The sequence below is a fragment of the Alloactinosynnema sp. L-07 genome, assembly GCF_900070365.1.
Classification (GTDB): domain Bacteria; phylum Actinomycetota; class Actinomycetes; order Mycobacteriales; family Pseudonocardiaceae; genus Actinokineospora.
Genome location: NZ_LN850107.1, coordinates 7390531 through 7405112, shown reverse-complemented (window position 1 = coordinate 7405112; position 14582 = coordinate 7390531). Strand labels below are relative to the sequence as shown.

11 protein-coding genes are annotated in these 14582 nt (G+C 70.2%); 2 read left to right on the top strand and 9 right to left on the bottom strand.

From position 1 onward, the window contains the following. Positions 1-495: 495 nt before the first annotated feature. The 5 genes from BN1701_RS33790 to BN1701_RS33770 all read right to left on the bottom strand — a co-directional run bounded on the left by BN1701_RS33790 (position 496) and on the right by BN1701_RS33770 (position 5100). Positions 496-786, bottom strand: coding sequence for a hypothetical protein (locus BN1701_RS33790; RefSeq protein ID WP_054055491.1), 291 nt, complete (start codon positions 784-786; stop codon positions 496-498). A gap of 223 nt (positions 787-1009) precedes the next feature. Continuing rightward, positions 1010-2554 carry a hypothetical protein gene (locus BN1701_RS33785; protein WP_157368363.1) on the bottom strand — a complete coding sequence of 515 codons (1545 nt, stop codon included), beginning with the start codon at positions 2552-2554 and terminating at the stop codon, positions 1010-1012. 22 nt (positions 2555-2576) lie between these two features. Next, on the bottom strand, positions 2577-2954 hold the full coding sequence (locus tag BN1701_RS33780) for a hypothetical protein (RefSeq protein WP_054055489.1): 378 nt from the start codon (positions 2952-2954) through the stop codon (positions 2577-2579). A gap of 340 nt (positions 2955-3294) precedes the next feature. Beyond that, positions 3295-3903, bottom strand: coding sequence for a hypothetical protein (locus tag BN1701_RS33775; protein ID WP_157368362.1), 609 nt, complete (start codon positions 3901-3903; stop codon positions 3295-3297). Positions 3904-4368: 465 nt separating this feature from the next. Beyond that, the gene (locus BN1701_RS33770; RefSeq protein WP_172803161.1) at positions 4369-5100 is read right to left on the bottom strand and encodes a carbonic anhydrase family protein; all 732 of its coding nucleotides are present in this window, start codon (positions 5098-5100) and stop codon (positions 4369-4371) included. 577 nt (positions 5101-5677) lie between these two features. Between BN1701_RS33770 and BN1701_RS38405 the strand changes: the two genes are divergently transcribed. Both BN1701_RS38405 and BN1701_RS33760 read left to right on the top strand, forming a co-directional pair. Beyond that, a complete protein-coding gene (locus tag BN1701_RS38405; RefSeq protein ID WP_082860484.1) occupies positions 5678-6088 on the top strand; it encodes a type II toxin-antitoxin system Phd/YefM family antitoxin in 411 nt (136 codons plus the stop codon). Then, a complete protein-coding gene (locus BN1701_RS33760; RefSeq protein ID WP_054044256.1) occupies positions 5991-6416 on the top strand; it encodes a type II toxin-antitoxin system VapC family toxin in 426 nt (141 codons plus the stop codon). The genes BN1701_RS38405 and BN1701_RS33760 overlap by 98 nt, the downstream gene beginning before the upstream one ends. Here BN1701_RS33760 and BN1701_RS33755 read toward each other — a convergent pair. From BN1701_RS33755 to BN1701_RS33740, 4 genes are read right to left on the bottom strand one after another with little or no spacing between them, the layout of a single operon-like run. Next, positions 6385-7647, bottom strand: coding sequence for a TIGR02679 family protein (locus BN1701_RS33755; protein WP_054044252.1), 1263 nt, complete (start codon positions 7645-7647; stop codon positions 6385-6387). The genes BN1701_RS33760 and BN1701_RS33755 overlap by 32 nt on opposite strands. 55 nt (positions 7648-7702) lie before the next feature. Next, positions 7703-11773 carry a TIGR02680 family protein gene (locus BN1701_RS33750; protein WP_054055486.1) on the bottom strand — a complete coding sequence of 1357 codons (4071 nt, stop codon included), beginning with the start codon at positions 11771-11773 and terminating at the stop codon, positions 7703-7705. After that, a complete protein-coding gene (locus tag BN1701_RS33745) occupies positions 11770-12963 on the bottom strand; it encodes a TIGR02678 family protein (protein WP_197672170.1) in 1194 nt (397 codons plus the stop codon). Before BN1701_RS33745 ends, BN1701_RS33750 begins: the two co-directional genes overlap by 4 nt. After that, positions 12960-14480: a TIGR02677 family protein gene (locus tag BN1701_RS33740; RefSeq protein ID WP_054055484.1), complete on the bottom strand. Its 1521-nt coding sequence runs from the start codon at positions 14478-14480 to the stop codon at positions 12960-12962. Before BN1701_RS33740 ends, BN1701_RS33745 begins: the two co-directional genes overlap by 4 nt. Positions 14481-14582: the final 102 nt, after the last annotated feature.

The window sequence follows — 14582 nt, the reverse complement described above, 5'->3', positions numbered from 1 at the left end:
TTGAGCGCGGCCACCTTGCCCAGCCAGAGCTGGGCCTCGAGGTTGAGCTGCTTGTCGGCGGTGTAGCCGATCACGCCCTTGGCCGAGCTGATCGTCAGCTCACTCGGGATCGGCCCGAGCGTGCCGAGTGCGGCCAGCCGCACGTCGTCCGCGCCGTTCGCGGCGAGCACGACATCGGCGTCCAGGCCGATCTTCTGTGCCGCCGAGTCGAACCGGTGGTGAAGTCGCCACCCGTGTGGGTGTACTCCGCGCGGCGGAAGCCGACAGCGACGCGCTGGCGTCGATATCGCCGTTCGACTGCCGGTAGTGCACGGCCAGGTGCGACCCGACCGGCGCTTTCGCGGCCCCGTGGTTGGTCACCGCGAACGCCGCCGAGGCCAGTGGCGAGGAGATGGTGTTGAGCGCGTACCTGCCCTTCGCCCAGTCCGCGGTGAACTTCGCGGGGATGTTCCGCAGGTCGCCGTAGGCCGACCAGGTGCGGCCCGCGGCCGGATGTCACGCGCGAGCGCCGTGACCGCCCGGATCGGCGCCGACATGGTGACCTCGGCGTGCTTGGCAGGCATGTCCACCAGGATGTCGGCTCGGCGGGCACCCGAACACACCGGTCCGCAGGTAGCCGGACCGGTCGCCGGTCACGGTCAGGGAGATCTCCTCGACCGGCGCGGAGTTGCGCATGCTGACCGACGTGCGGTCGCCCAGCGTGCCGGTCACCCGCAGTGTCGCGGGCAGCGAGTCGACGACGCCCTTGGCCCGCAGCCGGGAACCGACTGTCCGTTGTGGACACATCAGCGTCCAGGGTCAGCTTGCCCAGCGGCGCGGACGCGGTGTAGCCGACATCGACCTTGCCGTCGCCAACACTGATCGGACCGACGGTCAGGTCGAGCGGCGAGGCCAAGCCCGCGAGCGTGGCCAGCGCCTTGAAGCTCGGCGCGCGTCGATCAGCCCGTGCACGCCGACGTAGGCCTGCAGCGGCGCGGTCGGTAGTCGTCGAGGGTGAACGTGCGGTTCTTCATGTCGACCACGACGCTGGTCGGCAGGCCAGGCAGTTCACCGTGCCCACGACGCCGAAGCAGCGCGCGAACGCGGTGCAGAACGGCGACTCGTCGCGCGTGCAGCCCGCGCCGTCGTCACAGCCTCGGGCAACGGCGGCGACACCGTTGTCGAACAGCGGCGCGCCCAGGCCGTTGAGCGCGGCGGCCTTGCCGAACGCGACGTTCAGCGCGAGCCCGATGTTACGGTCGGCGGCGTAGGTGATCTTGCCGTCGGCCACGTCGACCCGGATCGTGCTCGGCAGGTTGTCGATCCGTCCCGACACCGCGTAGCGGGTGTCGTCGGCGCCGAGGACCACGTCCGCGTCCACGAACACCGGCGCTCCCGCGGTGTCGACGTCAAGCCGGAACGTCTGGTTGCCTTGCTCGGTCCGGGAATACTCGATGTGCGACAGCTTCCGCACCGACACGCTCGCGTCGAGATCGCCCGTCGACTGTCGATAGTGGACAGCGGCGTGCAATCCGGTGGCGCGGTCGTGTTCGCGTGGTTGGTCACGGCAAGCCGGACGGCCTCCAACGGCCCGCTGACGCCGCGGAACCGCAGGTTCCCGTCGGCCCAGTCGCGTCGAACTCCTTCGGGACTCCGGTGAACTCGGCGATCGCGGTCCAGTCGCGGCCCCGACCGGGAACCGCGCCACGGCGGTCACACCGTCCAGCACGTCGGTCAGGGTGCCCTGCAGGTGCTTGGCGGGCAGGTCGACCAGGATATCGATGCCCGTGGGCACGTTCACCGTCGCGGCGGACAGGTAGTGGTCCTCCAGCGGCCGCAGCTGCTCGACGTGGCCGGGCGCGGCGAACAGCTCGATCCGCGGGATCCGGCTGCTCGCGGTGTAGCGCAGCCGGGGCTTGTCGCCGAGGTCGTAGTTCAGCTCGACGGTGCTGGGCACAGCCAGGACCGTGCCGAACAGGTCGGGCCGGTCGGGTGTTGGTGTAGGCGACGTGCGCGCGGCTGATGACCGCGCTCGCCTGGTACGCGACCTTGCGCCGGCCGTGTCCGCGTCGATGGACAGGGTCGCGGGCAGGTTGGAGATCTCCAGCCGCGCCTTGTGCACGTCATCGATGTCGCCCGCGACGATGAAAGCCTGGCGCCCGGGTCGAACTCGGTGGCGAGGCGGGTGTGGCCGTCGTAGGCGTCGACCTTCTTCATGCCAGTGATCCGCGCGCTCGCGCCGATCGCCTGGTCGGGTGATGACCGTGGCGTGGTCGCCGTCGAGCGGCGCGTAGGCGCCGAGGTTCTTGGCGAAGGCCACGGTGGCCGACCCGATCGCCTGGTCGCCGAGCAGGCTCACGTGGCTCGCGGCGCGGTCGACCAGCAAGTCCAGCTTGGTCGGCAGCGACCGCAGCGCGCGCGGCCGACGATCGCGGGATCCTTGTCGTAGAAGTTCACATCTAGGCGTCGAGCCTGCCCGAAGCGGAGTAGTTCGGTGATCCGGTCCGGCGGTCTTGAAGGTCGCCGTCCACCGCGCGGGCACCGTCTTCGCGGTCGCCTGCACGGCCCAGGTCAAGTTCTGTCCTGTATAGACAAAGTCAGCGAACAGCACGTCGGCGATGGGCGCGGAGGCGTCCGTAGCGGACGGTCGTCTCACCGCCGCCGACCGGTCTGGTCAGCTCGGCGGACACGCTTCGCGGGAGGACGTCGACCTTGACCTGGTCGAACCGGTTGGCCTGAGCGGTGTTCGCCAGCACTTGCGCGTCGAGATGGGTGTCGGTGGTGCTGGTCGCGGTCACCTTGGCCGTCTGCGCGCGGTCGGCCGCGCCCATGTCGATCCGAGCGTGCGCCTCGAACAGCAGCGGCACCGGCGAGAACCGGGAACTGGCCACCGTCGGGTCATACGCCGCGCCCTGCTGGTCGTCGCGCACCGACGCCATACCGGCGGTGATCGCCATCGCGTCGCCCGCGCCCACCTGCAACAGGGAGGCCTTGATGTCGAAGACGCCGTTCGCGGCGGCCTCGAACGGGTCAGCGTGAACACCCCGAGGGTCGCGGTGGACAGGCTCGTGCCGCGGCGGAAGCCGTCGTAGCCCAGGGACAAGCGTTTGCGGCCGGGGATGTCGTAGACCGCCCAGACGTGGCCGGGCAGGTCGCGGCCCGCGAACTCGCTGGTGGGCAGCCGCACCTCCAGCATCGCGAGGCCGACGTTGATGACCCGCAGCAGCGCCTCGGTCTTGGTCCGCAGCGCGTCGCCGAGGGTGATGAGCAGGCCTTCGAGGTTGAGCCGCTCGATCAGCAGCTCGGGGTGCAGGATCACGTTGAGCGGGTTTTGAGCAGGTCCAACACCGCGTTGAGCCGCGACGTGGCGGCGTCGAGCTGGCGCTGCAGGTCCAGGATCTCCCGCACCGCCCCGAGGATGTCGCCCAGCGCGACCGCCGGAAGCAGGTCGGCCAGCACATCGGGGGTGCGGTCGCCGGTGACGTCGACGATCGCCGGCACGCCCAGCGGCAACGTCAGCGAACACGACACCGGCTTCGTCGCCGACTCCGAACAAACGCGATAGGTGATGCGCGGGATGCCGTCAGGCAGCTGCTGGAGCAGCGCCAACGGATCGACCGGCAGCGGCGGCGGCAGATTTCCGGAGAGCAACGCGTCGATCAGTTCCTGCAACGTGGCCCGCCTGGTCGGGTCGATCACCTGCGCCGAAGCCACCTGCGGCTGCAACGCGTTGGCATCCAGCGCGGGCTTCCCGTCGGTCCCAAGGCGCCCGGCCCGCCCCAACGTGGCCAGCGCGTCGGCGGCGGTCGCGTCGACCAGTTCCTGTCCGGGCCGCTGCGGGAGGGTGAGCTGATAGGGCGACACCGGCGGCTGCGGGGTCATCGGCCCCTTGGGCACCGGCACCGTCCCGGCAGCCGGGCTCAACCCCGGCAGGGCAGGGATGTCTTGGAGCGCCTTGGAAGTCTCGCGCTCGACCGAGACCGACCCGTCCGGCCAGGATCAACCGGCGGCACCGGTTCGATCTGCTGAACACTCGGCGCAACGGCCGTCCGATCCTGCGCGACCAACCCGGTGGGGTGGTGCTCGGCCCCTGGATCAGGCTCCGGATCAGCGGCCGCGACACCCCCGACCCCAAGCTGCCCAACGACAACCACCGCGACAAGCGCGCGCGAAACCCACCCTCTGTACCCATACTCCCCCGTCCCCACCGCACGGCGGGGAGCCCGACGACCGAGCCCCCGCTCACGTACGTCCGTCGAACAGCCTGTCCCCGATCCGGCGGGGAAGCAACCCCCTATCCACCGAACGGCCGCGCGACTGGTCCGGGCGCGGCACCATGATCTGTGGGTTTCCAACCAGGACACCCCGTTTGGAGTAATCTGTTCCCAATTACCAGACATCGGGCTCGATGTGGACACCGCGCCCGTTGAGCGGCTGGGCCTGCCGAGAGTTCCCGTCGGCGAACAGCTCCTGGAACCGCGCCACCGTCGCCGCGGCGACGTGCTTCTCCCGCATCAACACCCACCGCACCCCCTCAGTGAACGGCGCCGTGGTGAGCGACCCGTCATAGCGCAGCGACGAGCGCTCGGCGGGCAGCAGCCCGTTCAAATCGATCCGCCCCACCGCCACCGCAGGCCCACACTCCGGCGCGAGGGTACGCAACACGGTGTCCACAGTGGAGCCGCCACCGCCGACCACCAGCGGAACCCCGATCACCAAGAGCTTCCCGGTCGCGTCCCGATGCACCAGATGCAACTCCATCGGTGCGGCGAGACCGCCGAACCGGTGTTCGGCCGGGGTGTGGAAATGGAACTGGACCAGGTCATACCGGACGCCCGCCAGCGCGACCCGCCCCGCGCCGGGCTCGACCATGCCCTGCTCGGTCTCCTCCTCGCCACGGACAGCGCGATCGCCGTCTCTGCTCACGTACTCAAGGGAGACATCGGTCCACCCGTAGTCGATCCGCAGTGGCGACGACGGCCAGTCCGCGCGCAGCGCGGCGGCGGTGATGTTGATCGGACTCTGCCTCGGCAGTGATTGGGCGACCGACCCACCTGCGGTCAGCACCAGACCAGGTAGAGCGAGTACGGCGGCAAGAACGAGCAAACGACGACTGATCACAGAACACCTTCCGAATACGCCATTTGGGCTAACAATCGCGCCACTCTAATGGGCACCCAATAGCGATCTTAGTCGGGTACTCCCCAACCGTCCGTGATCATGGACGAGACCGTCACCCGATCTTGGTCAAGACGCGCGTCAAGCCGAAGTCATGATCAGCCTGACGCAGTCCGCACACGGCCGAACCGTTACGGCGCGGAGCCGCGGACCAGGCGGCGCTGACACGGCGATCAGCCAGGTTCCACAGAGTGCGCCGCCGCGGCCGTTCCGCAGCGGCGGATCTTCGATGACGTGGGCGACGGCCTGCTGGATGATTCCGTTGGCCCAGCGGCGTCGTGGCGCGGGCGGGTGTGGAGATCGTCTGCCACGCGCTCGACCTGACCCTCGCACCCGACGATCTACTCGACCAGGTCAACCAGCTCACCGACGCCATCGCGGTGTGATCAGGGGAGCCGCGGCGAGGTCCGCCACAGGGAACGGCGGCGACGGGCTCGTCGAACAATCGCGCGGGCCGGTCACCGATTGCGCCAACGTCGTCGGACGCTATAGTCTGTGCTGTCTAGATAGGGAGCTGGCGATGTCAGAACACGCGCACTGGCAGGTTCAGGAGGCAAAGCAGCGCTTTAGCGAGGTGCTGCGCGCCGTCGAGCGGGAAGGGCCGCAGACGATTACCAGACATGGCGAGGACGTCGCGGTGCTGATCGACATTCGGGAGTACCGTCGCCTCAGCGGTCGGACGGGCGACTTCATCGAGCATCTGATGGCGTTCCCCAAGAGTGACGACATGGATGAAGTCGATGTCTTCGACGAGATCGAGGCCGAGCGTAAGAACGACCTGCCCCGCGCGACGGACTTCGAGATCGAACTCGGTCTGGCCGACGGGCAGCACAGTGACCTACCTGCTCGACACGAACGTCCTCTCGGAGTGGCGCAAGGCCGAGCCCGACGCCGGAGTGGCCGACTGGTTCGCGCGCGTCCACGTCGATGACCTCTACATCAGTGTCGTCACCATCGGCGAGATCCGGCGGGGCATCTCACGGCTCCAACATCGATCGGCTCACCGCCAGGCGGCGCAGTACGAATCGTGGCTGGCGGCGACGAAAGACAAGTTCGCCGACCGCGTCATCCCGATCGACGCCGACATCGCCGAAGAGTGGGGTCACGATAGCTCGCGGCATCTGACGCCGATGGCTGATGCGTTGATCGCGGCGACCGCGCGGGTTCGGGGCTGGACTGTGGTCACCCGCAACGTCAAGGACTTCGAACCGACCGGCGTTCGCCTGCTCAACCCATTCGCCCATCCGCGTCCAGCCTAAGGTCGGCTATCAGGTCGGACAGGAAGAGTTCTTCCTCGAACTTGCGCGCACCCCGTACCAACGCCGGCCGCAGGCCGGGGTCCCAGGCCGCGGTCACCGGCGATCCCCGCAGTTCCTCACCGCCGTGTGCGCGGACCGCGAGTTCGTAGGTTCCCGCGTCGAACCGCCAAGGCCGCCACGTGATGTGACGCGACAAGGTGTTGGCGATGCTGACGCCGCCCCAGTCGAAGTCGCCGTGGTAGCCGAAGTCGGCGCCTTGGGTCGCGAGCAGGGTCAGCAGTTCCACCGCCGCGGCGGACGGTTGGCCGGCTAGACAAACCAGTGGCGGGCAGGCCGGTCCCAGTTCGTCCGCGGCGGTGGCGACGACGATGGGGTTCTCGCAGACCCACACCCGGCCTTCGCCGACGCCCAGTTGGGGGCTGCCTCGCACAAGCTGCCGCAGCGTCACCACGCACGGTTCCCCCGCAGCCCTGGCCAGGCCCAAGACCCGACCCACGAAGGACTCGCCGCTCCCTGGCAGCCCTGCGCACAGCACGGTGGACGAGAGGTCATCCCGATGGACACCGACAGCCGACCACGCGGTGCGACGTTCAGCGGCGTTGCCCGCGCCGGTCGGATTCGTGCCCGCGAGGACCCGCGCTGCCGCGAGGACGACCGTGGCCAGCGGTTGCCCATCGTCAAGGGCGTGTGCGCCACCAGCTCGATCCGCGGCGAGTCTCCCGAGGGCGATGCCCGGTGAGGGCAGCGCCTCGATGACTCGCACTGCCTTGAGCAGCAGGTCGGCGGCCTGATCGGGCTCCGGGGCGAGTCGGCGAACCAGCCCGGTTGCGGTCAACCAGTCCAGCCAGCGGTGCAGATCCGGGCGTCCGCGCACCAAGGCGTCCGCTGGGGCGAAAGCCGCCGCCCACGCGGCTCGGGCGGTGGACTGTTCGGCGGCGATGTCCCGGATGTCGCCGAGCAGGACCCGCACCGCCTGCCCAAGACCTTCAGGTGCGATGCCGCCCGTGCGCAGCAGGCCGTCCAGTTCATCAAGGGAGACCGACACGGAGGTTCCCCGACCCGCGCGACGGCCGAGCAGCAGCTCGACCGCTCGACGCTGTTCAGGGCGAGCGTTCGGGAGTGTGACCGTGCCGGTCAGCGGCGCGGTCTTCTCCAGGCGGGCGCGGACCCGGTCGACCAGCCACGCGAGGTCCGGGTTGCCCAGCAGCCGGTGCAGGCGGTCGGTATCCATCAGCCGACCAGCCACGCGAGATCCAGGCTGCCCCTGTGCAGCCGAATGGTGTCCATCAGTCGAACAGCGATCCGGTGATCGACCCGGAGCCCGGGCGCGGGAGTTTGCTGCGCTGCTTGCCATCCCAGCGCCACGGGGTGACCAGGACGGCGTCGATTCCGTCGCGGCGGGTGAGTTGGGAGATGGCGAGGCCGGGCACTTCCGGGTAACAGCCCCATTCCCGTTCGCTGGTCATCACCACGTCCAGGTCGAACGACGCGAGCAGGCCGAGGCACTTCGCGCGGGAATCGTCATCGACGCCCGCGAAGGCCTCGTCGAGCGCGATCAGCCTGGGGGCGTGGGGATTGCCCGCTGAACTGTAGAAGGACGACGCTGCCGCGAACAACGGGACCGACGCGGCGAGGACGCGTTCACCGCCCGATGCTGGGCCGGACGCGGACCGCCACTGGCCGTCCTGGAAGCGTTGGATGGCGAACTCGTGCCAGCTTCGGTAGTCCAGCGCGCGGGTGAGCTGGTCGGCCCAGCCGCCGCCGATGTCCTCGCTGTGTTCCCGGTTGATCTGCTCCTGTAGGAACCCGCCCACCAGCGCGCGGTCGGCCGGGCTCCAGGCGTCGGCGGTCTGGCGGAGCAGACGGTCGCGGACGCGGTCCAGTCCGTCCGGCGCGGACTTCGCCGACTTCCAGAGCAGCCGCAGGCGCATCCCGGTGGAGGTGGGCCTGGCCTCCAGATCGGCGTTGATACCGCTCACCTGCTGTTCGGCTCCGGCGATCAGTTCCTGGAGCGTGCCTGCGACCTCGTTGATCAGGTGGTTCTCCAGGATCTCGCGTTCCTTGGCCGACAGCAGGGTCGCGCGCTGCTCGGTCTCGGCGGCGAGGGCGTCGACCAGGGTCGGCACGTCCAGGGTGCGGCCCTGGAACCGGACGTCCACCACGATCACGCCGCTGCGCACGGTCATCCCGACGGAATGTCCTTGCCGCGAAAGGGCGTCGGTCAGCAGCTTGTGCTCGGCGGTCACCCGCTGCTGGATCAGTTCCCACGGCCGGTCGGCGTCGTCCAGCCCCTCCAAGGCGGCGTTGATGGCGCGGGCGACGGCGACGGCGGGCTTGGCGGCCCATTCGGTGTTCGGGTCCGGGGTGTCGAGATCAGGGAGCGCGGTGGCCAGCAGGCCGGTCGCGGTGAAGGCCCGGAGGTCGTCGATGGCGGTGGCACGCTCCTGCGTGGCCTCCTGGATCTCATCCGCCAACCGCTCGCGGAGTCCTTCGGCCTTGCCTTTGTCCCCAAGTGCCTGGGATTCCGACGCGCGGGCGTGCTTCTCCGTCGCCGCGGCGGCTTCGAGTGCCGCCTTGGCCGCGTTCAGCTTGCGGTAGAGATCGTCGACGCCCGCGCCCGCGGTCTCGATGAGGACGTTCAAGGTCTCGTCGGCGGCCAGCGACCGCTCCCGCGCCTCGCCTGCCTCCTCGGCGGCGACCGCCAGCTTCTCCTCGGCGGTGGCCATCTCCTCCTCGACCTCGGTCACCTCGCGTGCCGCCCGCCACGCGGCCTGGGCCGCGGGCCACAACCCGGTCAGCGCGATCCGATACTCCCCGGTCGCGGCGCGCACGTCGTCGAGCCGGGCGCGATCGGCGGGAAGGCTCACATCATCGGCGAACTCGTCGGCCCGTCGCTCGGCCACAGCCGCTTGATCCGCCGATTCCTTCGCGCGGACTGCCGCCGCGCCGAGGTTCTGATCGATGACTCGCTTGGCGGCGTGCGCGGCGGCGAGAGCGCTGTGCGCCTCGCGAAGCGGCTCGTCGGCGGGCAACCGCTTTCGCTCTTGCCGGAGGACGTCCAGCATGGCATCCAGTTCGCGCCTCGCGGCCGCCAACTCGTTGATGAGCTCCGCCAGGCGGTCGAGTTCCGAGCGTAGGAACGCGAGCCGCGCCCGGCGGGCCGCCTCGCGGGCGCCCTCGCCGAGGTAGACGGCGGAGTCCTTGTGCCAGGAACCCGCCAGCACGCCGACCTGGAACCGGCCGTCGACATCGACCCACGTGGTGCCTTCCCCGACGCCGATGGACCGCAGCACCGTGGCGACAGCCGCGTCGTCCAGCGCCGCGGCGGACTCGTCGGCTCGGTCGATCGCGGGGACCAAGAGCTGGGCCAGGCCGCCGCCCGGCGCGGGACCCGTGGGCCGAACGATTGTGTCGTCAGTGATCCTGTCCCGGAGTTCCCCGTCCGGAGTCACCCACGCGTCCAGGATGCCCGACGCCTCCAGCGCGGCCTCCAGTCCCGCCCGATCGGCGTCGCCCACACCGTCGGCGAAGTCCACCACCCTCCACAGTGGAGCGCCCGGCCTGCCCGCACGGCCGATCGGATCGCGGGTGTGGGGCGACGGCGGCGCGTCGTGCCCACCCGCGGTCAGGCGACGGACCTCGGCCTCGACGTCGGCCGTCTCGCGCTTGACGGCGGCCGACTCCGCGTCGACGGATGCCTGCCGCCTGCCCAGGTCGGCCGTCGCGTCGGACACCGCTTGGTCGACCGCGGCGGTGACCGGGTTCGGTCCGGTCGCCGACTCCACCCACCCCTCAAGGTCACCGATCACGGCGTCGACGTCGGCTATCGCGAACCCGGTCGCCGCCGCCAGGTAGGCCACGCAGTCCGCCACGAGTTCCGCGCCCGCCGCGGCGACACCGCCCGCGGCGTGGCCGATCCGCTCCTCGGCCTCCTGCTGTTCCCCGGTGATCCGCTCCACTTCCTGTCGCGCGGAAAGCAAGTCCGCTCGGGCTCGGTCCCGCGCGATGAGCAGCCCGTCGAGTTCGGCGACGATCCGGCGACGCTTGTCCATCAGCGCGCCCGCCGCCGCGACCGCGTCCACATACGGCGGTTCCTCTTCGCCGAACACGGACATGATCCCGGCGTGCTCGGCGCGCAGCCACGCGTCCTCCGCGCGCGAGTCCGCCGCGGAACGCGTCCTGGTGAGGGCGGCGGCATCTCCCTCGGCGTCCCGCCGGACCCGATCGAGCTTGCCGCGCTTGGCGTTCAGGCCCTCTGCGGCGGCGACCTGGTCGCGTTCGCGCGCCTGAGCGAACCGGGCGAGCCGATCGGCCTCTTCGCGCGCGTCCGCCAGCTTGCGCGCGTTGTCCATCTCGGGGCTGTTCTCCAGCGCCCGGATCCGCGCGTCGACCACGGCCCGTTCCGACGCGAGTTCAGCCAGCTTGGTCTCGGCCGCGGCCAACGCGGTCACCGCCGCGTGGAACGCCGCGTCCGCCTCCGTCAGGCTCGCGCTGAGCTTCTCGTACTTGCTGTGCGCGCGCCGGGGTTGGACACTTCGGCGCTTGGCGGCCACGCTCGCGTAGCGGCGGTAGTGCCCGAGGAACGTCTCGGCGGCCGACTTCGCCTCGCTCAGGCCGAGCACCGCGTCGCGTTCCTCGTCCAGACCGCGGAAAGCGTCGGCGACGGTCGCAACCAGCGTTTGGTCCAGCGGAGGCAGCGCCTCGGTCAGCGCACGGGACAGCAGTTTCTCATCCGGCCGCTTGGTCAACTGCGGCTGGCGAAGCTGGATGAGCAGGTTGACCAATGCCTCGTACCGATGGGAACCGAGGCCGAACAGGGCCTCGTCCACGGCCCGCCGATAGTCGGTCGCCGTGTCGTAGACCGTCCCGAACCCTGCCACCGCCTCTTTGAGCCGTTCCCGCGTGAGGGCGACCTTGGTCGGGCTGACCAGCGAGAACTCCGGCCCGACGCGCTGGCTGGTGACGAAGAACCAGTGACGTGCCATGCCGCGGCCCGCGACGGCCTTGAGGCCACAGCCGATCGTGCGGTATTCCGGCGCACCATTCTCGTCCAGTCTGCCGAACTCCAGCCACGTGTAGCCGAGGCGCTCGCTGTGCGGATGTCTGCCGCCGAGCAGCAGGTTCCATTCCATGCGCTTGTTGCGATCGCCGTCGGGTTCGACGCGGTGCGGGGCAAGGTCGCCGTCGAGCAGGAACGGCAGGGTCAACGCGAGGACCTTGGACTTGCCTGTCCCGTTGTTGCCGCGGAACAGCAGGCGGCCGTCGTGGAAGTGGAATTCCTCGACGTCGTAGTAGAAGAGGTCGACCAAGCCGGTGCGCAGTGGCTGCCAGCGCTGGGTCCGGGGCTCCTGGGTCATCGCGCCTTTCCTGACCTGATCGTGGGGGCGTCGACGGCGTAGCGGGCGATCGCGGGCAGCGGAACGACCATCGCACCGGGCAGATCGGCGACGAGCCGCAGCGCGCGCAGCTTGCCCAGCGCCACATCGAGGAGTTCCAGTTCGGCGCCTGGCTCGGTGACGCCCTTGCGCCAGTACGTCACGTGTTGGGCGGCCAGGGTGCGGACATACCTGGCCAACGTATCGATCGACACTGGTTCCGACGCGGTCGCGAGCCGCTCGGCGACGAGAAGGGTGACGTGGCCATCCGTGCGCTGCTCGGGCATCCGCACATCGGTGAGCTCGTCGTCGGCGTCGACCATGGCGACCCCTTCGGCGCGCATCTCGGCGATCAGGCCCGTGGCCTCGGTGATGCGGCGGGTGATGGCGTGCCGCTGATTGACCAGGTAGGCCCGCTCGTCTGGGGTGAGTTCGTCGTAGTAGACGACCGGGTCCTCCAGCAGCCGACGGGTCAGGCGGTGCCGCAGGGCACGGGTCCTCAGCTCATCGGTGTCCGGCGCGGGCTCGTCGGTCAGTTCGGCCAGCCTGCGCTCGAAGGTGTCTGTGTCTATTGTGGACGGACCGCGCTGACCGGTGAGCAATGCGGCGAGCACTCGCCTGCGAACGTCGTAGAGGACGTCGCCGGTGTCGGACAGGTAAGCGTCCTCCTCGCCCGCGACCCGGTCGAGCACACCCCACTCCAACAGCAGCCGCACGACCGCGACCAGGTCGGACCGCTCGTCCCGGCGACTCAACGTGAACGAGACTCCAGCGGCGGCCAGATCCGGCTCGGCCGCCGCCGCGATGACGCCCTCCGCGAGCCTGCCGAGGGTGATCTGCGCGTCGGCGCGTTCCAGGATCGCCAGCGCCAGGCACAGCAGGACATACCGCCGCCTGCCGAACGCGGGCTTCCCCTTGTCGTCCCGAGCGGCGTGCGTGCTGTCTGTGGTGGTCGGCGCGGTCTTGAACAGCCGCACGGACTCCGCGTCCACCTGCAGGCGCCACCCGGCCTCGCGCGCCAGCCACTCGCGCAGCTCACCCGCGTGTCCGCGCACCAGCCTGATCGCCTCGTCGTCGCGCCCCGCCACGAGCAGGGGCCGGACCAGGAGCGCGCGCAGCGCCTTGCGCCGCTGCTGGGCCCGATCGCCCGCCAGCGAATCCGTCACTGTCACGCCGTCCCCCGCATGAGGTCGATGATGTCGATGACGTGCTCAGGTCCACGCAGAACACCGTCTTCGGTGTCGATGGCGACCTCGCCGCCGTCGGCGACCAGGGACAACCGGATCTCCATCGAACCGTCGCCGGTGGTCGTCTTGACCTCCGTGTCGTCCGGCGACCGCGCGGACAGCGCGTCCCCCAGCAGACCCAGGAACAGCCGAAACGTTCGCGCTTCCAACACGCCAAGGTCGGACAGCAGCACCGGGCCGTCGGTGGCCAGGCGGCGTCTGGCTTCGGCCACTTCGTCGGCTTCCCGCTCGGCGTGGGCGAGCAGCAACTGGCGATGGGCGTGCCGATCAGTGATCTGGGACTGCCTGCCGCGCCGCTCGTAGGCGCCGGTCTTGCGCAGCTGGGGGCTGATCCGCACGGCGGGCGCGTCCGCCCACGGCGTCTGCGGGGTCGGCTGGTCGGCCTCCCAGGCGTCCAGCGTCGCGGCCGTCACGGTGAGGTGTCGCGTGCTGGTCAGCCCGAACGCGACCCTCCACAGCCGGTGCGCCGCGGCGTCGTCGGGGGTCTTGGCGAACCATCGGGCGAGCGCACGGAAGTCGGCGGCCCGGTCCGACCTTCCGGACCGGCGCTCGTTCAGCGCGGACACCGTGTCGATGAGCTGGGTGATCGCGTTCAGCGCCGCGCCGCGGAGCAACCGGGCCTGCGAAGGGTGCCGCGCGTCCGCGGACAGGAACCAGTCGCGCAGTCCACGCCATCGGTTGCGCCAGCCCGCCACGGCGGCGGCCAGGACATCCGCGTAGCCGTCCTCGTCCGGAACGGCGTCCTCGGCTTCCCGACGCGCGGCGACGGCCAGCAGGCGTTCGACGTCATCGGCCTCGATGCGCGCCAGCAGCCCGGCGATCTCGGCGCCGCGGTCGGCCAGGTCCGCGATGAACCGCTCGACGTAGCCGATGAGCCGCTGCTTGTAGGCCACGAAGGCCGCGACGTCGCCGTCCGCGAAGTCGATCACTCGGCGCAGCGAGGCCATGAACGCCTGCGCGTTGTCGGCCAGTCCGGTGAAGCGGTCGGCGAGGGCGAGCAGCAGGAGATGCACCTTCGCCGGATCAAGGTCTTCTCCGCGAGCGACCTCCACGAGCGCGCGCAGCTGCACCGCGATGTCCGCGAGCGCGACCGACTGCAGCGACCCACGTCGGCCGATGGCCTCCTCGTAGACCGCGATCGCTTCCTCGGCGGCCTGACCGGCTCCGGTGAGCTGGTAGAGGTAGCGGGCACGGTGGAAGTCGGCGACGGTGGTCACCCGGCCGGTGTCCGGGTCGGAACGCAGATTTCCCCACGCGACCAGCTGCTCCACCGCCGCGCCGACCTGCTCGGTGTCACCGGGGCGGCCGAGGTCCGTCGCGACATCCTCCGGACGCAGATGCACGATGAAGCGGTCGCGGGCCCGCGCGAACACCGTCAGGACATCGCGATACAAACGTGCGTTGGGTGCGGCGAGGTGTGCGAACGGTTGCGCGTCCGTCATGGCACCCATTGTGGGGGTTCCACCTCCGGATGGGCCGCCCGACCCACGCGGGCAGGCGACGGAGCTGGTCACGGCGGCGAGCGGCCAACCAGGCTCATAGCC